At 73.8% G+C, this 23,780-nt stretch carries 20 protein-coding genes; 12 read left to right on the top strand and 8 right to left on the bottom strand.

The genetic code is table 11. From position 1 onward, the window contains the following. Positions 1-389: 389 nt before the first annotated feature. From J2N69_RS19865 to J2N69_RS19830, 8 genes are all read left to right on the top strand, one after another. Positions 390-1,583 carry a glycosyltransferase gene (locus tag J2N69_RS19865; protein WP_230901982.1) on the top strand — a complete coding sequence of 398 codons (1,194 nt, stop codon included), beginning with the start codon at positions 390-392 and terminating at the stop codon, positions 1,581-1,583. Further along, positions 1,580-3,085: an exopolysaccharide biosynthesis polyprenyl glycosylphosphotransferase gene (locus J2N69_RS19860; protein ID WP_230901981.1), complete on the top strand. Its 1,506-nt coding sequence runs from the start codon at positions 1,580-1,582 to the stop codon at positions 3,083-3,085. Before J2N69_RS19865 ends, J2N69_RS19860 begins: the two co-directional genes overlap by 4 nt. 5 nt (positions 3,086-3,090) lie before the next feature. Beyond that, complete coding sequence (locus tag J2N69_RS19855; RefSeq protein ID WP_230901980.1) at positions 3,091-4,440, top strand: O-antigen ligase family protein; 1,350 nt, start codon at positions 3,091-3,093, stop codon at positions 4,438-4,440. After that, complete coding sequence (gene murJ / locus J2N69_RS19850; protein WP_230901979.1) at positions 4,437-6,059, top strand: murein biosynthesis integral membrane protein MurJ; 1,623 nt, start codon at positions 4,437-4,439, stop codon at positions 6,057-6,059. Before J2N69_RS19855 ends, murJ begins: the two co-directional genes overlap by 4 nt. Next, entirely contained in the window at positions 6,049-6,840 is a 792-nt protein-coding gene (locus tag J2N69_RS19845; protein WP_408056755.1) for a polysaccharide deacetylase family protein, read from the top strand. The genes murJ and J2N69_RS19845 overlap by 11 nt, the downstream gene beginning before the upstream one ends. Beyond that, a complete protein-coding gene (locus tag J2N69_RS19840) occupies positions 6,837-7,982 on the top strand; it encodes a glycosyltransferase (protein WP_230901978.1) in 1,146 nt (381 codons plus the stop codon). Before J2N69_RS19845 ends, J2N69_RS19840 begins: the two co-directional genes overlap by 4 nt. Then, positions 7,979-8,629, top strand: coding sequence for a YveK family protein (locus J2N69_RS19835; RefSeq protein ID WP_230901977.1), 651 nt, complete (start codon positions 7,979-7,981; stop codon positions 8,627-8,629). Before J2N69_RS19840 ends, J2N69_RS19835 begins: the two co-directional genes overlap by 4 nt. Before the next feature lie 80 nt (positions 8,630-8,709). Next, entirely contained in the window at positions 8,710-9,885 is a 1,176-nt protein-coding gene (locus J2N69_RS19830; RefSeq protein ID WP_230904784.1) for a GNAT family N-acetyltransferase, read from the top strand. Between the two features lie 23 nt (positions 9,886-9,908). Here J2N69_RS19830 and J2N69_RS19825 read toward each other — a convergent pair whose 3' ends face one another. Further along, positions 9,909-11,132, bottom strand: a complete 1,224-nt coding sequence (locus tag J2N69_RS19825) for a glycoside hydrolase family 26 protein (RefSeq protein WP_230901976.1) — start codon at positions 11,130-11,132, stop codon at positions 9,909-9,911. 128 nt (positions 11,133-11,260) lie between these two features. Here J2N69_RS19825 and J2N69_RS19820 point away from each other — a divergent pair, with 128 nt between their 5' ends. After that, on the top strand, positions 11,261-12,574 hold the full coding sequence (locus J2N69_RS19820) for a carboxylate--amine ligase (protein ID WP_230901975.1): 1,314 nt from the start codon (positions 11,261-11,263) through the stop codon (positions 12,572-12,574). 530 nt (positions 12,575-13,104) lie between these two features. On the opposite strand, the gene J2N69_RS19815 is transcribed toward J2N69_RS19820, so the two are convergent. Both J2N69_RS19815 and J2N69_RS19810 read right to left on the bottom strand, forming a co-directional pair. Further along, positions 13,105-13,881 carry a chaplin gene (locus tag J2N69_RS19815; protein WP_230901974.1) on the bottom strand — a complete coding sequence of 259 codons (777 nt, stop codon included), beginning with the start codon at positions 13,879-13,881 and terminating at the stop codon, positions 13,105-13,107. Positions 13,882-13,998: 117 nt separating this feature from the next. After that, positions 13,999-14,226: a chaplin gene (locus tag J2N69_RS19810; RefSeq protein ID WP_230904783.1), complete on the bottom strand. Its 228-nt coding sequence runs from the start codon at positions 14,224-14,226 to the stop codon at positions 13,999-14,001. A 650-nt stretch (positions 14,227-14,876) separates the two neighbouring features. On the opposite strand from J2N69_RS19810, the gene J2N69_RS19805 reads away from it, so the two are divergent. Then, positions 14,877-15,410, top strand: a complete 534-nt coding sequence (locus J2N69_RS19805) for a hypothetical protein (protein WP_230901973.1) — start codon at positions 14,877-14,879, stop codon at positions 15,408-15,410. 80 nt (positions 15,411-15,490) lie between these two features. Here the strand turns inward: J2N69_RS19805 and J2N69_RS19800 are convergent, their stop codons facing one another. Further along, positions 15,491-16,345, bottom strand: coding sequence for a class I SAM-dependent methyltransferase (locus J2N69_RS19800; protein WP_230901972.1), 855 nt, complete (start codon positions 16,343-16,345; stop codon positions 15,491-15,493). Between the two features lie 72 nt (positions 16,346-16,417). Here J2N69_RS19800 and J2N69_RS19795 point away from each other — a divergent pair, with 72 nt between their 5' ends. Next, a complete protein-coding gene (locus J2N69_RS19795; RefSeq protein WP_230901971.1) occupies positions 16,418-18,262 on the top strand; it encodes a S9 family peptidase in 1,845 nt (614 codons plus the stop codon). A 95-nt stretch (positions 18,263-18,357) separates the two neighbouring features. Further along, on the top strand, positions 18,358-19,155 hold the full coding sequence (locus J2N69_RS19790; RefSeq protein WP_230901970.1) for an SURF1 family protein: 798 nt from the start codon (positions 18,358-18,360) through the stop codon (positions 19,153-19,155). 31 nt (positions 19,156-19,186) lie between these two features. Here J2N69_RS19790 and J2N69_RS19785 read toward each other — a convergent pair whose 3' ends face one another. From J2N69_RS19785 to J2N69_RS19770, 4 genes are all read right to left on the bottom strand, one after another. Then, positions 19,187-20,368, bottom strand: a complete 1,182-nt coding sequence (locus J2N69_RS19785; RefSeq protein WP_230901969.1) for a hypothetical protein — start codon at positions 20,366-20,368, stop codon at positions 19,187-19,189. Next, positions 20,365-21,024 carry a SigE family RNA polymerase sigma factor gene (locus tag J2N69_RS19780; protein WP_127911687.1) on the bottom strand — a complete coding sequence of 220 codons (660 nt, stop codon included), beginning with the start codon at positions 21,022-21,024 and terminating at the stop codon, positions 20,365-20,367. Before J2N69_RS19780 ends, J2N69_RS19785 begins: the two co-directional genes overlap by 4 nt. Before the next feature lie 364 nt (positions 21,025-21,388). Continuing rightward, on the bottom strand, positions 21,389-22,447 hold the full coding sequence (locus tag J2N69_RS19775) for an aspartate-semialdehyde dehydrogenase (protein ID WP_230901968.1): 1,059 nt from the start codon (positions 22,445-22,447) through the stop codon (positions 21,389-21,391). Further along, positions 22,444-23,730, bottom strand: a complete 1,287-nt coding sequence (locus J2N69_RS19770) for an aspartate kinase (protein WP_127911688.1) — start codon at positions 23,728-23,730, stop codon at positions 22,444-22,446. The genes J2N69_RS19775 and J2N69_RS19770 overlap by 4 nt, the downstream gene beginning before the upstream one ends. Positions 23,731-23,780: the final 50 nt, after the last annotated feature.

The raw sequence follows: 23,780 nt of genomic DNA, 5'->3' as shown, positions 1-23,780 counted from the left end.
TGAGGGTGAGCCATACGGGCCGTGTGCCCGTACGTGGGATCAACTGCCGATCGGTACGGCGAGTTGTGCGCCCGGAAGAGTGATGTGCGACGGCTCTGATTGCCGCGACGGCAACGCTGGTTGACGCGCCGTCAGAGGGCCGCGCCAGCTCACCGGAGCCGCGTGTCGCGCCCCTCGTCGCCGGTGAGCCCCGCGCCGCACGCGTCCGACACACGTACGCGGGTTGACGGACCGGCTCCGCGCAGCCGTTACAGTTGCCCCCGCTATACGGTCATTTCAGTCATATAGGTAAGAACAGCGCATTCAATGTGAATCCGCTCGCCGCACACGCCGCCGTCGACGCCCGGCGCTAGCGCGCACTGCTCCGCACCGACTCCAGGGAGTTGCGCATGCCTCTGCCGTCAGCACCCCTCTCGCCACGGGTCCTGCACATCAGCCAGCCCGTGGACGGCGGTGTGGCCCAGGTCGTCGCCGAGCTGGCCCGCGCCCAGGCGGCGGCGGGCCTGGACGTCCATGTGGCCTGCCCGGACGAAGGCCTCCTGCCACGGGCGCTGCGGGGCGCCGGGGGCGGGGTGCACCACCACTCCTGGCCCGCGTCGCGCTCCCCCGGTACCGGCCTGCGGGCCGAGGTGCGGGCACTGGGCCGCGTCATCGACGCCGTACGTCCGACGCTCGTCCACGCCCACAGCGCCAAGGCCGGACTCGCCGCCCGGCTCGTCCTGCGCGGCCGCGTCCCGACCGTCTTCCAGCCGCACGCCTGGTCCTTCGAGGCGGTCGGCGGGGGCACCGCGCTCCTGGCCCGGCGCTGGGAGCGCCACGCGGCCCGCTGGGCGGCGCGCATCGTCTGCGTCAGCGAGGCCGAACGGGCCACCGGCCGCCGGGCGGGCGTCGAGGGCGCCTTCACGGTGGTCCCCAACGGCGTGGACGTCGACCGCTTCCGGCCCGGCGCGCCGCACGAGGCCCGCGAACGGCTGCTGCCCGCGCCCTTCGTCCGCGCCCCCCTCGTGGTGTGCGTCGGCAGGCTGTGCCGGCAGAAGGGGCAGGACGTCCTGCTGCGCGCCTGGCCGTCGGTGACCGAGCGGGTGCCCGGCGCCCGCCTGGTGCTGGTGGGGGACGGGCCGGACGCCGCCCGGCTGCGCGCGGCGGCGGACCCCTCCGTGGTGTTCGCCGGGGCGGCGCCGGACGCCGCCGACTGGTACCGGGCGGCCGACGTGGTGGTGCTGCCCTCCCGGTGGGAGGGGATGGCGCTGGCCCCGCTGGAGGCCATGGCCTGCGCCCGGCCGGTCGTCGTCACCGACGTGGACGGCGCCCGGGAGAGCCTGCCGGGGGACGGCCGCGCGCACGCGCTCGTACCGCCGGAGGACCCCGCCGCGCTGGCCCGCGCCCTGGCCGCCCTGCTGCGGGACCAGGCGCTGCGCGACGCGCTCGGCCGGCGCGGACGCCGGCACGTCCTGGACCGCCACGACGCGCGGCACGCCGCTGCCGCGATCGGCGTGGTCTACCGCGAGCTTCTGGGCGCGGCGCCCACCAACGCCGCCAACGCAGCCAAGGCCGCCGAGTACAGGGAGTGCACCACCCCGTGACCGCGGAACGAACCGTCGCCTCCTCCTCAGGTCAGTCCCGGCAGGACACCCAGGCCCCGCCCGGCACCTTCGTCGTCGCGCCGCGCGGGGCGGGGGGCACGCGCCCCGACGCCCGCCCGCGGCCCCCGTCCCGCCGCCGGCGCCCGGTGGCCGCCCTGCTGGGCGCCGACTGCGCCGCGGCGCTGCTCGCCCCGCTCCTCCTCGACGATCCGCGGGCGTACGCGACGCTGGCGCCGCTGCTGCTCGCCGTCGTCCTCGTCCTGAACGCGCAGGGGCGGCTGTACGCGTACACCGCGCTGCCCGCCACGCTCGACGAGGTGCCTTCGCTCGCCGGGCGGATCGCGCTCGGCTGGGCCCTCACCGCCGTCATCGCCCCGGCCCTGCCCGCCCCGGTGCCGCCGCTCCCGCTGTCCACGCTGGCCACGCTCGGCGCGGCCCAGTGTCTGCTCGCCGTCGCCGGGCGGGCCCTGGTGCACTGGTGGCGGCGGGCGAGCGCCGCGCGAAGACCCCGGCCGGTGCTGGTGCTCGGGCCGTGCGGTGAGGCGCGGGCCGTGGCGGCCGCGCTGCTGCGGCGCCCCCGCTGCGGGATGCGGCCGGTGGGCGTGGTGAGCGAGGCCGGGCAGGAGGCGGGGGAGCCGGCGGCGGGTGACGCCGAGCCGGCCGAGGGGTCCGCCCCCGAACTGCCCGTGCTCGGCACCGAGGACGAACTCCACCGGGCCGTCATCCAGAACGACGTACGGACCGTGCTGCTGCTCGCGGACCGCGGCCCGGCGCTCGCGGGCATGGTGCCGGTGCTCGGCGGTCTCGGCTGCGACCTGTGGGAGGTCGACGCCCGCCCCGCGGAAGCCGCCCCGCCGCGCCATGACGCCCGGCAGCGCGTGGCCGGGTTCGCCTGCCGCCCGCTGGCGTTCGCCGGGCGGCGCGGGACGAGCCTCGGCAAGCGGCTGCTGGACATCACGGTGGCGGGGGTGCTGCTGCTCGCGGCCGCCCCCGTGCTGGTGACCTGCGCGCTGGTGCTGCGGACCGTGGAAGGGCCGGGCGTCATCTTCCGGCAGGAACGTGTCGGCAAGGACGGACGGCTGTTCACGCTGCTGAAGTTCCGCACCCACCGGCCCGCCGACTCCCAGGAGGCGGCCACCCGGTGGAGCGTCGCGGACGAACACCACATGAGCGCCTTCTGCCGCTTCCTGCGCAGCACCTCGCTGGACGAGCTGCCGCAGCTGTGGAACGTGCTGCGCGGCGACATGAGCCTGGTCGGCCCGCGCCCCGAACGCCCCTTCTTCGTCGCGCAGTTCAGCCAGACCTACCCGGGCTACGCGCGGCGGCACCGGATGCCGACCGGCATCACCGGGCTCGCCCAGATCCACGGGCTGCGCGGAGACACCTCCATCGAGGACCGGTGCCGCTTCGACAACGCCTACATCGACAGCTGGTCCTTCTGGCAGGACCTGTGCATCCTGCTGCGCACCCTCGGCTGTCTCGTCCGCCGCACGGGGAGCTGAGCGCGGTGACCCCACGCGACGTCGCCCTGCGTGAGCTGAGGCGCAGCGCCCCGGTCCTGCCGGTGGTCCTGGTGATCGCGCTGCTCGCGCTGCCCGTGCCGGAAGCCGGCGGTGGTGCGGCGTCGGGCGGCGGCGGGACCGGGACGGTGGCCGACGCGGCCTCGGCACTCCTCGTCGGCCTGTGCGCCGTCCATCTCGTCCGCACCCGGCGGCGCCCGCTGAGCCGGACAGCCGCCGTGCTCCTCGGACTTCCGGTCGTCGGCATCACCGTAGCCGCCTGCGGGGCCGCCTCCGCCGCGACCGGTGTCGCCGGGGCCGCGCGCTACCTGCAGATCTTCGTGCTGGTGCCCGCGGCCGTGCTCATCCTGATCCGCGACGCGCGCCACTTCCGGGTCATCGCCTGGGCGTTCGTGGCGCTGGCCCTGTGGCAGGGCGCACTGGGCGTGCAGCAGAACCTGACCGGCACCGGGGCCTCGTACATGGGCGAGGACATTCGCGCCGTCGGGACGTTCGGCTCCACGGACGTCATGGGGATGGCCACCGTCGTCTCGTACGGGATCGTCTGCGCCCTCGCGCTGGCCTTCCGCCCGCACGCGCCGCGCCAGCGGTGGACGGCCACGGTGTGCGCGGCCCTGCTGACCGTGCCGCTCGCCCTGTCCTTCAGCCGCGGGGCGTGGATCGCCACGGCGGCGGCCTGCCTGGCCGTGCTGCTGCTCGCGGGGGCGCGCCGCGCGGGCCGGGTGCTGCTTGCCGGGGGCGCGGCGGCCGTGGTCCTGGTCGCGGGGCTCGGCGTGGGCTCGGCCATGCTCCAGCAGCGGCTCAGCAGCATCACCCAGGTCACCGGGACACCCGACCAGTCGGTCACCGACCGGTACACGATGTGGGCGGCGTCGGCGGACATGTGGCGCGAGCGCCCGGTGACCGGCGTGGGCCTCAAGGGCTTCCCCGACCACCGCGACAGCCACGCCTCGCTGGCCCTGTCCTCCGGCAGCGACACGGCGGGGGCGGGCAGCGGTTTCGTACGCCAGCCGCTCCTGTCGCCGCACAACATGTACCTGCTGGTGCTCGGCGAACAGGGGCTGCTCGGCCTGCTCACGCTGGCCGGCGGCTGGGCGGCGCTGCTCGTGTGCGGGCTGCGGCGGTGGCAGCGCCGGTGCGCCCGGCCGGACGGGCCCGGCGGTCCGGAGCTGGACTGCGCGCTGCTGGCCTGCGGGCTGCTGGTCTGGCAGCTCGTCGACTTCGTGTACGCCGACATCGGCGGGCCCTCCACCGTGCTGACGGCCGTCGCCTTCGGCGTCGCGGCGTGGTGGGCGGTCGGCTCGCGCGGGGTGCCAAAGGGGGCGGGCGCGCGATGACGACCGTGCCGCCCGCGGTGGCCACGGAGCAGGCGCCGCCCGGCGTGGGGAAACCCGCCGCGAAGAGCGGCGGATCGTTCCTCGCCAAGGCCTGGCTGGTCACCGCCGCGCTGTCGGTGGCCGGTTCGCTCCTCGGGCTCGTACGGGACCAGGCGCTGGCGCACTTCTTCGGCGCCGGGACCGACACCGACGCCTTCCTCGTGGCGTGGACCATCCCGGAGCTGGCGGCGACGCTGCTCATCGAGGACGGCCTCGCCTTCTTCCTCGTACCGGCGTTCAGCCTGGCCCTCGCCCGCCGCGCGGACGACGCCGCCGGGGACCCGGTGCGGGCGCTCGTGCGGGCGTCGCTGCCGCGCATGTCGCTGTGGTTCGCCGCCGCGTCGCTGGTGCTCATGGCGGCGGCGCCGTACGTGGTGGCGCTGCTGGCGCCGGGGCTGCCCGACCGGCAGGCCGCCGTGGACTGCACGCGGCTGACGGCCACCTGCGCCTTCACCTTCGGGCTCACCGGCTACTGCAGCGCGGCGCTGCGGGCGCACCAGCGGTTCGTCGCCCCCGCCACGGTGTACGTCGCCTACAACGCGGCGATCATCACCGCGCTGTTCGTCCTCGCGGCGCCCTGGGGCGTGCGGGCCGCGGCGGCGGGGGTCGCGGTGGGCGGCGCGCTGATGGTGGTCGCACAAGCGCCTTCCCTGTGGCGGGAGTTGCGGCGCGGGCGCGGGCCCACCGCCGTCCCGGCCGCCGCGGGGCCGGTGGCCGCCGCGACACTCCAGACGGCGATCATCTGGACGGTCCTGCTCTTCGCGCTCTGCCGTCAGTCGCAGGTCCTCATCGAACGCTTCCTCGCCTCGTCGCTGCCCGCCGGGGCCATCTCGCACCTGAACTACGCGCAGAAGGTCGCGCAGATGCCGATGGTCCTCTCCCTGATGCTGTGCACCGTCACCTTCCCGGTGGTCGCCCGCGCGCTGGCGGCCGGGGAGACCGAGCGGGCCCGCGACCGCGTCGAGCGCGACGTCGTCCTCGCGGGGTGCGTGGTGCTGCTCGGCACGGCCGCCGTCATCGCCTCCGCGCCCGCCCTGATCGAACTGCTCTTCCAGCGCGGCGCGTTCACCGCGCGGGACACCACCACCACCGCGTCCGTCATGCGCGTCTACGCCCTCGGGCTGCTCGGCCACACCCTGGTCGGCGCGCTCGCCCGCGCCCACTTCTCGCTGGCCAGGACCACCTGGATTCCCTGCTGCACCATGTTCACCGGCATCGTCACCACCGCGGGCATCGGCTTCCTCACCGTCGGCACCTGGGGCGTCCACGGCATCGCCGCGGCCAACGCCACCGGCATCTGCGTCAGCGCGCTGCTCCTGCTGCGCGGCATGGGCCCGGACACCGTGCCCATCAGGACGCGCAGGCTCGCCGGGCAGCTGGGCCGCCTCGTGGCCGCCGCCGGGGGCGCCACCGCGCTGGGCGCCCTGTGCGAGGAGCGGGTGGGGCAGCCCGCCCTCGCCGTCCTGGCGTCCGGCGCGGTGGTCACCGTCTCCTTCGTGCTGCTCGGCCTGCTCCTGCGCGCCCAGCCCTGGCCGTCCGCCCTCCGTCACGTCACAGGAAAGCTGCGTCATGCCCGTTGAGCTGAACCCGTCCGCCGCCCCCACCGCCGACGATCCCTTCCTGCGGACCAGTCCGCCCCGCTCCTGCGCGTGGATCGCGATGTACCACTCCGTCGCCGACCCCTCCGACGACCCGTACCGCATCACCGTCTCGCCCGATCGCCTCGACGAACAGCTGCGCCGGCTGCGCCACCAGGGCCTGCGCGGGGTGTCGATGCGCCACCTGCTGGACGCGTGCGCGCGCGGTGAGGAACGCGGTCTGGTCGGGCTCACCTTCGACGACGGCTACCGCGACTTCGCCGACCACGCCCTGCCGCTGCTGCGCCACCACGGCTGCACGGCCACCCTGTTCGTGCTGCCGGGCCGCCTTGACGGCGACAACGCCTGGGACCCGCTCGGCCCCCGCAAGCCGCTCCTGGGCGCCGACGGCATCCGGCGGGCCGCCGCGAGCGGCGTCGAGGTCGCCTCGCACGGGCTGACCCACGTCGACCTGACCACCGCCGACGAGGAGACCCTGCACCGCGAGGTCAGCGGCAGCCGGGCGGCGCTGACCGCCCTGACCGGCACCGAGGTGCGGGGGTTCTGCTACCCGTACGGCCGTGTCGACGAGCGGGTGATCACCGCCGTACGCGGCGCCGGATACCGCTACGCCTGCGCCATCGCGCCCGGCTCCCTCGCCGGGCCGTACGCGCTGCCCCGCGTCCACATCGGCCAGAGCGACACGGCCGCGCGGCTGCGCCTGAAGATGTGGACGAACCGGCTCCGGCGCCGCGCCCTGGACCGCTCGGCGGTCACCGGATGAGGGTCCTGCACATCATCACCGGCCTCGGCGTCGGCGGTGCGGAGCAGCAACTGCGGCTGCTGCTGCGCCACTTGCCGGTGGAGTGCGACGTGGCGACGCTGACCGACGCGGGCGCCGTGGCACACGGGATCGTCGCCGACGGCACGCGCGTGACCGACCTCGGCATGGCCGGGAACCAGGACGTGACGGTGCTCCCCCGGCTGGCCCGCCTCATCCGCTCCGGCCGGTACGACGCGGTCCACACCCACCTCTACCGCGCCTGCCTGTACGGGCGCATCGCGGCCCGCCTGGCCGGGGTGCGCGCGGTGGTGGCCACCGAACACTCCCTCGGCGACTCGCAGATGGAGGGGCGGGCGCTGACCACGGGCGTGCGCGCGCTGTACCTCGCCGGGGAGCGGCTGGGGCGGATGACGGTCGCCGTCTCCCCCGCCGTCGGACGGCGGCTGCACCGCTGGGGCGTGCCCCGCAAGCGCATCCGGGTGGTGCCGAACGGCATCGACGTGGACCGCTTCCGCTTCGACCCGGCGGCCCGCGTCCGCACCCGGCGGCGCCTCGGCCTGCCCGACACCGCGTACGTCGTCGGGGGCGTGGGCCGCCTCACCGGCGGCAAGCGGTTCGACGTACTCCTGCACGCGGCGGCCCAACTGCCCGAGGACGTCGCCGTCCTGCTGGTCGGGGCCGGGCCCCAGGAAGACGAGCTGCGGCGGCTGGCCCACCGGCTCGGCCTCGCCGGCCGGGTGCGGTTCGCCGGGGAGGCCGCCCACGAGGAGAGCGAGGAGGAGGGCGGCGCCCCGGCCCTGCCCTCGCTCCTGTCCGCCATGGACACCCTCGCCTCCCCCTCCCCCGAGGAGGCCTTCGGGCTCGCGCTGGTGGAGGGCCTGGCCACCGGGCTCCCCGTGCTCTACGCCTCGTGCCCGGCCCTGGACGACCTGCCCGCCGACGCACGGACCAACGCCTCGTACCGCCCGAGCGACCCGGACTCCTTCGCGCAGGCCCTCTACGGCCTGCGCGACGCCCGCCCCCCGAGCCGCTCCGCGCCCGCCTCGGTGGGCCACTACAGCATCACCCGCAGCGCCGACCAGCTGATGCGCGTCTACGCGTCGGTTGTGCCCGGCCAGAACCTGGAGGTGAACCCTCGATGAGCGACTCCGAGAACGAGCGGTCGCGTGCCGACGCCCTGCGCGCCCGCCTGGCCCGGCTGCCCCGCTGGTGGCCCCTGCCCGCCTGCGCGGCGGCCGGCGTCCTGGTGGGCGGCGGGTTCGGCGTGTTCCAGACGCCGCAGTACACCGCCACCAGTTACGTCGTCGCCGTGCCGCAGGCGAAGGCGGACCCGGCCACGGCACTCGGGTTCGCCCAGGCGTACGGGCGCGTGGCCGCCCAAGTGGCCGTGCTGGGCGACGCGCAGGTGGAGGCGGGCATGACGCCCGCGCAGCTGCGGGACAGCGTCCAGGTGGCGACCTCCCCCGACGCGCCGATGATCTCGATCTCCGCCCGGTCGGACCGGCCCGCGGCCGCCGCCCTGACCGCGAACGCGGTCGCCAGGTCGCTCGCCACGAACGCCAACCACGCCAAGGACAGCACCCAGGTCAAGCTGCTGACGTTCTCCCGGGCCCTGGAGCCCACCGAGCCGTCCTCGCTCTCCACCGGGGTGACGACGCTGGTCGGCGGCTGCGCGGGCGGCCTGCTGGGCGGCCTCGCCCTCCTCGTACGCCCTCGGGGCCGTACGGAGGCACCCCCCGCCGCCTCGGTCCCGGGGCCGGCGTCCGCCCTGGCGAGGAGCGGCACGTGAGCACGGCGACGACGAGCACGGCCACGGGCACGGGCAGGGCCGCGGGCAAGGCCACGGACGCGGGTCTCCTCGTCACCCGGATGTGCGAGGACGAGGAGGAGTTCGAGGCGCTGGCCGGCCAGTGGGCGCGGCTGCACCGGTCCTGCGCGGCGGCCACGCCGTTCCAGAGCCACGCGTGGCTCTCCTCCTGGTGGCGGTCGTACGGGCGGCGCGGACGGCTGCGGGTGCTCCTGGTCCACGAGGGCGACCGGCTGGTCGCCGCCGCCCCGATGATGCGGGTGAACCGTCCGCTGCCGGCGCTGAAGCCGCTCGGCGGCGCGATCTCCGACTTCTCGGACGTCCTGGTGGACGGCGCCCTGCGCGAGGCGGGGACGGAGGCGCTGGTGGCGGGGTTGCGCGTGCCGGCCTCGACCGCGCTGATCGACTTCGGGGAGGTCCGCCCGGGCGCCTGTGTCGAGGCGGTCCACGCGCGGTGGCCCGGGCCGAAGCGGGCGCTGGCCGACTCGCCCTGCCTGGAGCTGCCCCCGCTGCCCATGGAGGAGCTGCTCCAGCGGCTGCCGACGCCGCGGGCCCAGCGCACCCGGGCCAAGATGCGCAAGCTGACGGCGCTGGGCGTGCAGGCGCGCACCGTGCCGGTGGAGGAGGTGGAGGCGTCGGTGCGGACCCTGCTGCACCTGCACGAGTTGCAGTGGCAGGGCCGCAAGGTGACCTCCGAGCACCTTCAGCCGCGGTTCCGCGAGCATCTGCTGCGCGCGATGCGGCCCATGGTCGCGGCCGGCGAGGCCGTGCTGACCGAGTTCCGCCTGGACGGCGAGGTGATGGCCGCCGACCTGACCCTGCTCTCCGGCACGCTGGCCGGCGGCTATCTGTACGGGGCGCACCCGGGCCTGCGGGAGCGCAAGGTGGACGTGGCGACGATGCTCCTGAACGCGTGCACGCGCCACACCAGCGGCGAACAGCGGCGCGCGCTGAGCCTGTTGCGCGGCGACGAGCCCTACAAGCACCACTGGCGGCCCGAGCCGGTCACCAACCAGCGCTTCCTGCTGGCCCGCAGGCGGACGGCGCCGCTGCTGGCCGCGGCACTCGGGGACGCGTCGGCGCGGCGGTGGGCCAAGGAACGGATGCGGGAGCGGGAGGGGAAGGGCGAACCCACGGCCAAGGGCAAGGGCAAGGGCAAGGGCAAGGGTCAGGCGAAGGGCGCGCGGGAGGCAAAGGACAAGCGGGAGGCGGGCCGTGGCGGCGGGGGCGCCCCGTGAGGGCCCGCGCCGCCGTCGCCGCCTCAGCCGCGCCGCTCCCCCTGCCACCAGTCGAGCCGCACGCACAGCTTCCCGCCGAGCCAGTAATCGACCCAGTCGCCGAGGTCCAGCGGTGAACACTCGGGCGGCCGCACCGGATCGGCCGGCTCGGTCGGTGCCGTCGGGACGGTCGGTACGGCCGGTGTGCCGTCGCGCCCGGAGAGCAGATCGCGGTAGACCGCCGAGGCCCCGGGGTTCTCCTTGCACTGCCACACGCCGTGCGGGCAGTAGTCGGTGAGGGTGTTGTACAAGGGCTTCTTCTCGTCCATCCACCGCAGCATGCGGCGCATATATTCTTCGTTGTCGCCGTTGCGGAACAGCCCCCATTCGGGATAAGAGATGGGTTTCTTGTGCGCCGCCGCGAAGTCGACATGGTCCTGGAGTCCGAAAGGCTCCGTCACCTGTTCGTCGAATGACATGCCGCGCGGCTGGTCGTACGAGTCCATGCCGATGATGTCGACCACGTCGTCACCGGGATAGCACTGCGTCCAGGGAACGGCGTCCCGCCCTCTGCTGGGCGTGAAGTCGAACCGAAACTCCTGTCCGGCCACCGAGCGCATCGTGGTGACGATCCTGTTCCAGTACTTCTTCCAGGACTCCGGGTCCGGACCGCAGCGATGGGTGTAGGTCGTGCCGTTCATCTCCCAGCCCGGCACGAGCACCGTGTCGGGCACGCCGAGGCCCACCAGGCGTTCGGCGAGCACCCGGAAGTGGTGGTCGAAGCGGCCCGCGGCGCCCTGCCGCAGCAGCCGGGCGACCTCGCGGTCGCTCACCCCCTCCTCGTTGCGTTCGAGCATCGGGACGTTGAGGACGAAGAGCCGGTCGGCCTTCTCCTTGCGCCAGTCGGCCCAGGCCTCCAGGAAGCGCGGGGCGCCCTCGATGTTGCTCCAGCGGTCGCCGGGGAGGTACGTGTGACCGACCCGCAGCTCGGCCCCGCCCAGCCACTCGCTCAGCTCGCTCATGCGCTCGACACCGCGTGGCCCGTAGTGGAGATACGCGCCGAAGGCGGGGGTTTTGGCGGCGGGCGGCGCGGGGGCCCCCGGAGCCCCGGGGGCCGCGGGGAGCACCGGGCCCACGGAGGCCACCGGGGGCGACGGCAGGACGTCCGTCGCACGGGCCGATGGCACGGCGGCGAGGGCCGCCGCCGAGACGGTCCCGGCCACGAGAAGGGAAAGCCGTGCACCGCGCCGCCGAATCCCTGGATTCATAACCGCTCCTCTTTCTCAGCCACCCCGCACTGACACTCCGTCATACTTATTCCTATTACGCCAATCGAGTTTCTAATCCCGCGTTCCGCCACATCGCCCGTATGGACGATCGAGCAACGAGGTCGAATGTGACTCCCCTCGACACACGAATTCCCGCGGTCCTCCTGAGGATCGACCGCAATCCCTTCCATCACGGGACGCTGGGCGCCGTACGCTCCCTGGGGCGCGCGGGGGTGCAGGTGCACCTGGTGGCCGACGACCACGCCGGTCCCGTACGCCGCTCCCGGCATCTGCACCGGATGCACCCGCCGCCCGCGCCGGGCGCCCCGCTCGCCGAGGTGGCCGCCACGCTCCGCCGGGTCGCACGCCACTTCGCGGCGCCCGCCGTGCTGATCCCCCTGGACGACGCCAGCGCCCTCGCAGTCGGCGCCCTGCACGCCGAGCTGAGCGGCCGCTTCCTGCTGCCCCGCGCGTCGGGCGAGACCGCCGAGCGCGTCGCCGACAAGGAGAGTCTGGCGCGGGTGTGCGCGCGGGCCGGTGTGGCGCACCCGACGACGCTGGCGCCGGAGTCCGCCGCCGACGCCGTGGGCGCCGTGGCCCGGCTCGGGGTCCCGACTGTGGCGAAGTGGAGCCGCCCGTGGCTGCTTCCCCGGGACGCGGGGCTGCGCAGCACCACCCTGATCGGCTCCCCGCACGAGGCGGCGGCCCTGTTCGAGCGCGCTGCCGAGGCCGGCAGCCGGCTGCTGCTCCAGGCCTTCGTGCCCGGCGCCCGGGACGCCGACTGGTTCGTCCACGGGTACGCCGGCCGGGACGGCGTCGTACGCGGCGGCGGCACCGGCCGCAAGCACCGCTCCTGGCCGCGCTCGGCAGGCCTGACGGTCATTGGCGAGTGGACCCGCAACCCCGAGCTGTGGTCGGCCGCGCAGCAGTTGATCGCGGCCCTGGACTACCGGGGCGTGTTCGACCTGGACTTCCGCAGGGACACCGCGACCGGGGCCTACCACCTCATCGACTTCAACCCGCGCCCCGGAGCGCAGTTCCGCCTCTTCGCCGACGGCGCGGGCACGGACGTGGTGCGCGCCCTGCACCTGGACCTCACGTACCGGCCCGTGCCCGCCCCGCACCCCCTTGAGGGCCGCACCTTCGTGGTGGAGAACTACGCCCCGCTGACCGCGCTGCGCACCCTGCCCCGGCCCCGGTTCGGCGGGCGCGCACCGTCCCCGCCCGGTGAACTCGCCTGGCACGCGGGCGATGACCCGGCCCCCGGGGCGGCCCTGCGCCGCCTGTGGCTGCGCCATGTGGCGCGGCGGCTGCGTGACGGCGCGGCCCGGCTGGCGCGCAGGGTGTCGGCGGTCCTCTCCCGCAGGACCGGCCCCGGCGGGCACGCCCCCGCGCTCGTGCCCGGCCAGTCGACCCGGGAGCGGGCCGCCACCGACGCGTGACCCCGTGCTGCCGTGCCGCCGCCCGTGGGGAGACGTCCGCGCTGATCGGGTGGAACCGCGGCCGCCGCCAGGCGTGGCACGCCCCCGCGCGGGCCGGTCCCCCTACTGTCGCCTCAGGTGACGCGGAGACGGCACCGGGCCCGGCCGCCGTGCATGCGATGGTCCACGGCGGCCGGGCCACCAAGGCCCCGGCCGCTCTTCTGAGTGACGTGGTGGGCGAACGGGTGAAGCCCGACGGCCGCACGGCCCGTCAGGTGGTGCACTGAAGGTGCTTCATGGGACGGACGGGTCGCAGCCCCGCCAGCCGTCGGCAGCCATGCCGTGGGCGAGCGACATCCCCCGACAGGCCGGCCGCCCCACCTCCCGCGCCGACGGGGAAGCGATCGCGTCCAGACTTCCCCGTCGGCGGCTGCCACTTCCGGCCCCCTCCCCCCCGACACACAGCCAAGAGCCCCGTCACCTGGCAGGTGACGGGGCTCTCTCGTACGAGGGGGGCGTGCGGTCGGCCCGCCCCCCAGGGGTGGTGCGGGCTAGTTCCGGGCCGCCGCCGCGGCTCCACGGCGCCGGTAGAGGATCGCGCCGCCGACCAGCAGCCCGGCACTCGCGGCGGCCGCCGCGCCCAGGAGCGCCTGGTCGGTGCCCGTCTCGGCCAGCACGCCCTCAGGGGCGGCCGCCCGCTCCGGACGGTCGGGCCGGGGCAGGTGCGGCTCGTGCTCCGGGTTCCGCGGCGGCACCACCTTGGAGGGCGCCTTGGGGCCGGGCTCGGTCCGGGGCCCGGGCTTCGGCTTCGGCTTCGGGTCCGGCTTCGGGTCCGGCTTGCCGGCCTCGGGCGGCGGGCCGTCGTCGTGCCGCGAGGAGACGTTGGCGCACTTGTTGCCCATGACCGGGTTGGCGACGGACACGACGCCCGCGGTGTTGCCGCAGGCGTTGACCGGGACGTGGACGGGTGCCTGCACGTTGTTGCCCGACAGAATGCCGGACGACTTGGCCGCCACACCGTGTGCGGTGGCACCGCCGCCGGAGGAGGAGCGGTGCTCGCCCCGGTCCCCGTGCGAAGGGTGGGAGTGGTGCTTCGCGGGCGCCGGCTTCGAGACGTTGGCGCACTTGTTGCCCATGGCCGGGTTGGCGACACCGACGCCGTTCACGGTGTTGCCGCAGGCGTTGACCGGCACGTGGACGGGTGCCTGCACGTTGTTGCCCGACAGAATGCCGGACGAGCCCACGGCCTTACCGTCCGCTTCGGCGTCCGCGAACGCGGCGGTGCCGGACAGGGACAGGATGCTCGTGGCAGCCGCGGCGGAGAGCATTCCTTTACTGAGAGCCTGTCGCAATTGAGTGGTCTTTCTCTGTGCGATGGGAGCCGGCCCCACGGCCGGGTGCCGCAGGGGGCGGCCGGGACACGACTGGGACAGCCGGGCCCTACGTCAGTCGTTGACGCACTTGTTGCCCATGGCCGGGTTGAAGAGCCCGACGACGTTGATGGAGTTGCCACAGACGTTCACCGGCACGTGGACGGGGACCTGGGTGACGTTGCCGGAGACCACGCCCTCGGAGCCGACGGCCTTGCCCTGCGCCCCGGCGTCCGCGAAAGCCGGAGCGCCCATGCTCAGGGCCGCGACGGCACCGGCGACGATCGTTGCGCTCTTCTTCAGCTTCACAGCATTTCCCTTCTTTCGGGTCACGCCTAAACGGCGGCTGCGGCCGGGCGGGGATTTCCTTTCCCGCACCGTGACCTGAGCTCTGCTTAACGAGTGAAGGGAGGAGAGGAAACCGACCCGTTGACGTCCCGGGGAAGTTCACCCGAATGCCACGTGAATGTGGCCGGCTGCCGCGGAATGGTCAGCCGCGGGGCCAGGGGTCGCGCTCGATCAGCCGGCGCCACTCGGGATCGGGTCGGCCGGGGATTGTCCTGCCCTGCTCGCACCAGCTCCGGAGGACGGAATGATAGAGCGGATCAGCATAGAGCGGATCAGTACGGTAATCGGTGCGGTTTTCCGGGGGCCGTCTGCTCGCGGGGATGACGCCTTGCCGCTTCCAGGGGTCTGTGCGGTCAGCCATGATTCCTCGTTCGACTCATTGAGAGGGCGGCTCCATTGAGATCTCTGTTCCTTTCGGCATCGCGAATGAAACAGCCCCCTCGGCCGGCCTCCGCTCATTCCCGCGCGTGCCACGGCATCCGTACGATGGGCGATCCGCGACGCCCCGTTCCGCCGGCCCTTCGGTGGTGTCACCATGCGGAGGCCGGTGTACAGGGGGAGTCGTTCCCCTCAGGGGCCCTTTCGGGGCGGGGCGGGAGGCGTACATGACCGAGGTGTTCTTGCGGCGACTGAGCCGTTGGCAGGCGGAGCAGCAGCGCGAGTCCGTCGCCAACCTCTACGTCGAGGCCTATCGGGGGGCGGCCGGCGCCGAGTACAGCGACCGGCAGGGGTTCCTGCGGCGCTTCGAACACGACGTGCAGCAGCCCGACTTCGACATGGTCGTCGCCGACGCCGGGGGGCTGGTCGGCTGCCTCTACGGCTACCGCGCGGCGCCCACCGGCGAGTGGTGGGAAGGCTTCCGCGGCATCCTGCCGGCGGGCATCGAGGAGCGGACCGCTTCGGGGCGGGTGTTCCTGCTCGGCGAGCTGATGGTGGCGCCCGCCCGGCGCGGGGCGGGGGTCGCCACCCGCCTGTGGACGCTGCTGCTGTCCCGGCACACCGCCGATGCCGTCGTCGCCGTCATCCGCCGCGGCGACGCCCAGGGGCGGGAGGTGCTGCGGGCCTGGGACTTGACGAAGATGGGCGACTTCGACCCCGACCGGGAGGGGTGGGTGCGGCCGCCCACACCGCTGCCCTGAGCCCGGCCGCCCACCCCGCTCGCCCAGACCTCCTCGGCTCGCCCCCGCCTCCTCGGCTCGCCCCCGCTGCCCTGCCTCGCCTAGGCCTCCTTGGTCGCCTTGAGGGAGTACATGAGGGGGATACGGGGCCGGCCGGCCGGGAAGCGGTAGATGCCGTCGCGGCCTTCGAGCGCGCCGAAGCGGGCGAAGAGCGTCGTGTCGTGCTCGCGCAGGAACTCGACGCGCAGCCCCGCCGCGGCGAGCGCGGAGACGACGTCACCGAGAGGGTGCTGCCACTCGACGCTGCGGTTGTGGACGGTGGGCGGGGCCGTGCCCGTGGCCGCGTCGCCCGCGTCCAGGTCCGTGTAACCGGTGGGGTCGTCCTCGACCCAGGCGTCACGCGCGAAGTAGTCGTGCTCGACGCGGGAGCCCGTCGCGTCGTCCAGGATGTCGGTCAGCGGGTGGAACTCGGCGAGGTAGAGGAAGCCGCCGGGGGCGACGAGCGCGGCCGCGGTCTCGGCCCAGCGCCGGATGTCGGGGAGCCAGCAGAGCGCGCCCACTCCGGTGTAGACGATGTCGTACGAGGGGTCGGGCACCGCTTCCACGGCGTCGTACACGTCGGCGGCGACGAAGGACGCCCGCTCGGGGCCGAGGCCCAGTTCGGCGGCGAGGTCACGCGCCGCTTCGACGGCCCGCCCGGAGAAGTCGAGCCCGACGACACGCGACGCCCCGTGCCGGGCCCAGGAGAGCGTGTCCATGCCGATGTGGCACTGGAGGTGCAGCAGGGACTTGCCGTGCACGTCGCCCACCTCGGCGCGCTCGAAGTCGCGCAGGGCGCTCTGTCCGGCGCGGAAGGCGTCCACGTCGTAGAAGTCGCTCGCGAGGTGCAGCGGGACGCGCTCGTCCCAGCGCCTGCGGTTGGTCTCGCGCCAGTCGGCGGGCATCGGGGAGTACATGGTCGGAAAAGTTATCCACAGGCTGGGGAACCTCGCCAGCGAATTGTGGGCGGGGCCAGGCACTATGGGGGCATGAGCGAGACGGGTGCCGAGAAGGCCACGGGGACGGAGTCCATGCCGGACTGGGAGAAGCGGTTCAGGGCACCACGGGTGTCGCTGCCGGACTGGGCGGAGGACGCCCCGCAGCGCGCCCTGTTCGTGTCGAACGCGACGGGGACGTATGAGTTGTACGCGTGGGACAGGGAGACCGGCACCCAGCGCCAGGTGACCGACCGGGCGAACGGCACGACGGACGGCGTCCTGTCGCCCGACGGCGAGTGGATCTGGTGGTTCAACGACAAGGACGGGGACGAGTTCGGCGTGTGGATGCGCCAGCCCTTCGCCGGCGGCCCGGACGAGCCCGCCGTGCCGGGTCTCGACGCCTCGTACCCCGCGGGCCTGGCCCTCGGCAGGGACGGCGGGCCGGTGGTCGTCGGCCGCTCCACGGACGAGGACGGCACGACGATCCGTGTCGTACGTCCGCGGGGCGCGGGCGGTCAGGACGCGGAGCCCGTCGAGGTGTACCGCCACCGGGAGTCGGCGGGCGTGGGCGACCTCTCGTACGACGGCACGCTGATCGCCGTGGAGCACACGGAGCACGGCGACGCGATGCACTCGGCGCTGCGCGTGATCAGGCCGGACGGTGCCACGGTCGCCGAGCTGGACGACACCAAGGGCGGCACGGTCGAGCTGGGCCTCGAGGTGCTCGGCTTCGCGCCGGTCGCCGGGGACACGCGCCTGCTCGTCGGGCATCAGCGGCGCGGCCGCTGGGAGCCGATGGTGTGGGACGTCGCGTCGGGCGAGGAGAGCGACCTCGACCTCGGCCTGCCGGGCGATGTGAGCGCCGAGTGGTATCCGGACGGCTCCGCGCTGCTCGTCGCGCACGGCTTCGAGGCCCGGGGCGAGCTGTTCCGGTACGACCTGGCCTCCCGGGAGCTGGAGCGCATCGAGACGCCCGCGGGCTCGGTGTCGGGCGCGACGGCCCGCCCGGACGGCACCGTGGAGTACATGTGGTCGTCGGCCGCCGAGCCGCCGGTCGTGCGGTCGACGTCGGGCGGTGTCGTCCTCGATCCGCCCGGCATGAAGGCGCCGGGGTCCGTCCCGGTGGAGGACGTCTGGGTGGAGGGGCCGGGCGGCCGCGTCCACGCCCTCGTCCAGCGACCCGCCGGGTCCTCCGGTCCGCTCCCCACCGTCTTCGAGGTGCACGGCGGGCCCACCTGGCACGACAGCGACTCCTTCGCGGCGGGCCCGGCCGCCTGGGTCGACCACGGGTACGCGGTGGTGCGGGTCAACTACCGCGGCTCCACGGGGTACGGCCGCGAGTGGACGGACGCCCTGAAACACCGCGTGGGCCTCATCGAGCTGGAGGACATCGCGGCGGTGCGGGAGTGGGCGGTGTCCTCGGGCCTCGCCGACCCCGACCGCCTTGTCCTCTCGGGCGGCTCCTGGGGCGGCTATCTCACCCTGCTCGGCCTCGGCACGCAGCCCGAGGCGTGGGCGGTGGGCCTGGCCGCGGTGCCCGTCGCGGACTACGTGACGGCGTACCACGACGAGATGGAGGCCCTGAAGGCCATGGACCGCACGCTGCTCGGCGGCACCCCGGAGGAGGTCCCGGAGCGCTACGCCGCCTCGTCCCCCCTGACGTACGTGGACCAGGTCAAGGCCCCGGTGTACATCTCGGCGGGGGTCAACGACCCCCGCTGCCCGATCCGCCAGATCGACAACTACGTGGACCGGCTGGCCGCCCGGGGCGCGGTGCACGAGGTATACCGGTACGACGCGGGCCACGGCTCACTCGTCGTGGACGAACGGATCAAGCAGGTGGCCCTGGAGCTGGACTTCGCGGCGCGGCACCTGCCGGGGCAGCGGGCGGCCTGACACCGCCGGGGCCACGGCGGGCGCCTCCGCCGTGGCCCTCCCCCAGGCCCACCCCCACGGCTCGGCCCGCCGCGGGGCCCCCGTACCGTGGGGGTGTGTACCGGTTTCTGCTGACGCCCCGCTGGTGGGGGATCAACGTCTTCGTCGTGCTGGCCATCCCGTTCTGCGTCTTCATGGGTTCCTGGCAGCTCGGCCGCTTCGAGGACCGCGTACAGGACCATGAGTCCGCCAAGGCGCAGGCCCAGGAGCAGAGCGCGGGCGGCCGGCAGACCAAGGCCAGGCCCCTCGACGCGCTGCTGCCCGTCGATCAGGAGACCTCCGGCGAGCAGGCCACGGCCACCGGCCGGTACGGCGAGCAACTCCTCGTCCCCGACCGGGAGTTGGACGACAAGCGCGGCTTCTACGTCCTGACCCTGCTGCGCACGGACGGCGGCAGGTCGCTGCCCGTGGTCCGCGGCTGGCTCCCCGGTGACGCGGACGCCGCCAAGGCCCCGGCCGCCCCCAAGGGCAAGGTCACGGTGACGGGCGCGCTCCAGGCCTCCGAGAGCCCCGGCTCCAACGGGGTCAGTGCCGCCGGCGGCCTGCCCAGGGGCCAGCTGGGCGCGATCAGCTCGGCGTCGCTCGTCAACCTCGTCCGCGACGACGTGTACGACGCGTGGGTCACACTCACCAAGGCCGACTCGGGGATGAAGGCGGTCCCGGCGACCGCGCCCAGCAACACCGGCCTGGACCTGAAGGCCTTCCAGAACCTCGGCTACACCGGCGAGTGGTTCGTCTTCGCCGGCTTCGTCCTCTTCATGTGGTTCCGCCTCTTCCGGCGCGAGGCGGAGGTCGCCCGCGACGCCCGGCTCGGCCTGCTGCCCGCCGCGCCGGAAGCCGCCCCGAAGCCCTGACCGGGCACCGGGCGGCGGCTGAGGACGCGGCTCAGGACGCGGGCAGGATGCCGGTGCGGTAGACCGTCCCGGCGCACGCGTTGGGGACGGTCGCTCCCGCCGAGGGCGAGCCCGCCTCCGGGGTCAGGGTGACCACGACACTGCCGTCGGCGACCGTGCCGTCCGTCCGGCCCAGCTGGGCCTCCATGCCCTCCGAGCCGCTCTCCGGCGTGGTGCCTTCGGTGGGTGTCGGGTCGGGCGTGGGCTCGCCGCCGGTCGTCGGACAGGCCTCGGACGGCACCCAGGCGAAGCGCACCTCGTACGCCGCGCCGGGCTGGAGGACGAGTGTGCCCGCTTCCAGCGAGGGGTCGGGCAGGGCCGCCGCGCCGTCGCCCGCCATGTGCGAGGCGACGCCGATCTTGGCGGGGTCCGCCGCGCCCTGCGCCGTCGCGCTGACGACGCCCGCGGCCTGGACGGTGCAGCTGCTGCCGGAGATGTTGGTGACGCGGAAGCTGCCGTAGACCTTGTTGTCGGCCTCGGCGGGGCCCGCGCTGCCGGTGGCGCCGAGCTGGGCCGCGGCGCAGACGGGCGAGGTGGCCGCCTCGGAGGTGTCGGGGTCGGGCGATCCCGTACCGCCGCCGCCCGTGCCGCCCTTGCCCTTGCCTTCCTTCTTGTCCTTCTTGCCCTTCTTGTCCTTCTCCTTGGACTTGCCGGGCTTCTTGCCGGCGTCCTGCCGGCCCTTCTCGGGGTCCTTGCCCTGGCTGGAGCCGCCCTGCGCCTCCTGGCTGTTGCCCGCGATGGAGGGCCGGTCGTCCGAGCCGCCCCGGGAGTTGGTGACGTGCACCAGGGCCGGGACGGCGGTGCCGATGAAGAGCGCCGCGGCGGCGAGGCCGACGACGGCCTGGCGCTTGCGGGCCCTGCGGGCGGGGACCGCGTGCCGCAGATGGTCGAGGGAGCGCTCGCTCGGCTCCAGCTCCCGCACGGCCTCCCGCATCATCCGCCGCAGCGCGAGTTCGTCCGGGCCGAGTTCATGGGGGTCGCGTTCGTTCGGGCCGCCTTCGTGCGGGCCCGGCTCGTCGGAGCCCGGGCCGTCCGCCGGCCCGGTGCTGTCCGCCGACCCGGTGCCACCCGCGGGGCGCGGCCCGTCGGAGCCGTCTTCGGGGCCGTGATTCACGTTTCCGTTCCCGCCATGGTGCTCAGATCCGCCCTGCTCGTCACGCTCGCGCTCACTCATGCCGGCGCCTCCATCGCGACCCTGAGGGCCGCGATGCCGCGCGAGCCGTACGCCTTCACCGAACCCAGGGATATCCCGAGGGTCTCGGCGACCTGCGCCTCGGTCATGTCGGCGAAGTAGCGCAGCACGAGGACCTCGCGCTGGCGCCGCTGGAGGCCCCGCATCGCCTTGATCAGCTCGTCGCGCTCCAGGAGGTCGTAGGCCCCCTCCTCGGCGCTCGCCATGTCGGGCATCGGCTTGGAGAGCAGCTTGAGCCCGAGGATGCGCCGCCGCAGGGCCGACCGCGAGAGGTTCACCACGGTCTGCCGCAGGTAGGCGAGCGTCTTCTCCGGCTCCCGCACGCGCTTGCGCGCGGAGTGGACCCGGATGAACGCCTCCTGCACGACGTCCTCGCACGAGGCCGTGTCGTCCAGGAGCAGCGCGGCGAGGCCGAGCAGCGAACGGTAGTGGGCGCGGTAGGTCTCGGTGAGATGGTCGACTGTGGTGCCCGCGGTCATCGTGTCGTCAGCGCCCTCGCGCTGCGCCGGGATGGCGGGCCGCGCTGCGGGCATGGGCGCGATCACCGGCATGCCGCCGGTCGCGCGGGTACGACGAGGAGGACGCAGCGCTGCCGCGCCTCTCGCCTGTACCGCTGTGAAGTCGAGTACCTCTGCCACGCCTGTTGGACACGCTTCCCCCCGTCAGGGTTGTACGCGTCCGGCATCGCGTTTGCGGCGAGTCGCGCGGGCACCGCTCGTGACGATGCATCAAATGCCCCCATGCGTACCAGCTCTTCCCCTATGCCCCAGTTTTGCGGCGTTCAGGCCACCCCCGAAGGGTGACCGCTAAAGACGCCCCCGCCCCGCTGCCGGTTGCAGTGATCGGACGCGAAATCATCGAACGCGGAGATGATCCAGATCAACCGCCCTGGGCCACCGAGTTGGACACAGAACTTACACAGACCTCACAGAGATCTCGGCCCTGGGGCGGCATACCGTTCGGTTCGTGGGGCATACGACCAGGTTGGCCACCGCCCGATGCTCAGCGGGCCGTGAACTCCCCCGCCACCAGTTCCGCGATCTGCGCGGTGTTCAAGGCGGCCCCCTTGCGCAGGTTGTCCCCGCACACGAAGAGTTCCAGGGCGGTCGGGTCGTCCAACGAGCGCCGCACCCGGCCCACCCAGGTCGGGTCGGTCCCCACCACGTCGGCGGGCGTCGGGAACTCCCCGGCGGCCGGGTTGTCGAACAGCACGACCCCGGGCGCGGTGGCGAGGATCTCGCGCGCACGGTCGACCGTGACCTCGTCCTCGAAGCGGGCGTGGACGGTCAGGGAGTGCGTCGTGATGACGGGGACGCGTACGCAGGTGGCGGCGACGCGCAGGCCCGGCAGCCCGAGGATCTTGCGGGACTCGTCCCGGACCTTCATCTCCTCGGAGGACCAGCCGTCCTCCCGCAGCGACCCGGCCCACGGCACGACGTTCAGCGCCACGGGCTCCGGGAAGGGCCCCGTGTCGTCCCCGACGGCCCGGCGCACGTCCCCCGGGCTGGTGCCCAGCTCGGTGCCGGTCACGAGCTTCAGCTGGCGCCGCAGCGTCTCCACGCCCTCGCGCCCGGCCCCGCTCACGGCCTGGTACGAGGAGACGACCAGCTCGCGGAGGCCGAACTCGGCGTGCAGCGCGCCGATGGCCACGATCATGGACAGCGTCGTGCAGTTGGGGTTGGCGACGATGCCGCGCGGCCGTACGCGCGCGGCGTGCGGATTGACCTCCGGCACGACGAGCGGGACGTCCGGGTCCAGCCGGAACGCCGCGGAATTGTCCACCACGACGACGCCCTTGGCGGCGGCGACGGGGGCCCACTGCGCGGCCACCTCGTCGGGGACGTCGAACATGGCGACGTCGACCCCGTCGAAGACGTCCTCGGACAGGGCCAGGACCTCGATCTCCTCGCCGCGCACGGCCAGCTTGCGGCCGGCCGAGCGCGGCGAGGCGACGAGTCGGATCTCGCCCCAGATGTCGGCGTGCTGCGACAGGATCTGGAGCATGACCGTGCCGACGGCCCCGGTCGCTCCGACGACCGCGAGCGTCGGCTTACGGCTCATCGGCCGGTGCCTCCATAGACCACGGCCTCGTCCGTGTCGGAGTCCAGGCCGAAGGCGGTGTGGACGGCGCGCACGGCCTCGTTCACGTCATCGGCGCGGGTGACGACCGAGATGCGGATCTCGGAGGTCGAGATCAGCTCGATGTTGACGCCCGCGTCGCTGAGCGCCTCGAAGAAGGTCGCCGTGACACCCGGGTTGGTCTTCATGCCGGCGCCGACCAGGGAGATCTTCGCGATCTGGTCGTCGTAGCGCAGGGAGTCGAAGCCGATGGCCGAGCGGGTCTTCTCCAGGGCGTCGATGGCCTTGCGGCCCTCGGCCTTGGGGAGGGTGAAGGAGATGTCGGTCAGACCCGTCGAGGCGGCCGACACGTTCTGCACGACCATGTCGATGTTGACCTCGGCGTCCGCGATCGCGCGGAAGATGGCGGCGGCCTCGCCCGGCTTGTCCGGCACGCCGACGACCGTGATCTTGGCCTCGGAGGTGTCGTGCGCGACACCGGAGATGATGGCCTGCTCCACCTTGCGGTCCCCTTGCTCGGAGTGTGCTTCGTTGCTGTTGCTGACCCACGTGCCCTGGAGGCCGCTGAAGGACGAGCGGACGTGGATCGGGATGTTGTAGCGGCGCGCGTACTCCACGCAGCGGTGGAGGAGCACCTTGGAGCCGGAGCTGGCCAGCTCCAGCATGTCCTCGAACGAGATCCAGTCGATCTTCCGCGCCTTCTTGACCACCCGCGGGTCGGCGGTGAAGACACCGTCGACGTCCGTGTAGATCTCGCAGACCTCGGCGTCGAGGGCGGCGGCGAGGGCGACGGCGGTCGTGTCCGACCCGCCGCGGCCCAGCGTGGTGATGTTCTTGCCCTCCTGGCTGACGCCCTGGAACCCGGCGACGATGGCGATGTTGCCCTCGTCGATCGAGGTCCTGATGCGCCCGGGGGTGACATCGATGATCCGCGCCTTGTTGTGGACGGAGTCGGTGATGACGCCGGCCTGGCTGCCGGTGAACGACTGGGCCTCGTGACCCAGGTTTTTGATCGCCATGGCGAGCAGCGCCATGGAGATCCGCTCACCCGCGGTCAGCAGCATGTCGAATTCACGCCCGGCAGGGATCGGGGATACCTGCCCGGCAAGATCGATCAACTCATCCGTCGTGTCACCCATCGCGGACACCACGACGACGACCTGATGGCCGTTCTTCTTGGCGTCGACGATTCTCTTGGCGACCCGCTTGATGCCCTCGGCATCGGCTACGGAGGAGCCTCCGTACTTCTGCACGACAAGGCCCACGTGCGCTCCTCGCTCAATCCGTTGTGCGGTCGGCTCAGTTTAACGAGCGA

Origin of the sequence: Streptomyces huasconensis (genome assembly GCF_021028635.1) — a bacterium.
In the GTDB taxonomy this organism is placed as follows: Bacteria; Actinomycetota; Actinomycetes; order Streptomycetales; family Streptomycetaceae; genus Streptomyces; species Streptomyces huasconensis.
The sequence above is the reverse complement of the archived record's forward strand: the minus strand, read 5'-3'. Positions and strand labels throughout refer to the sequence as shown.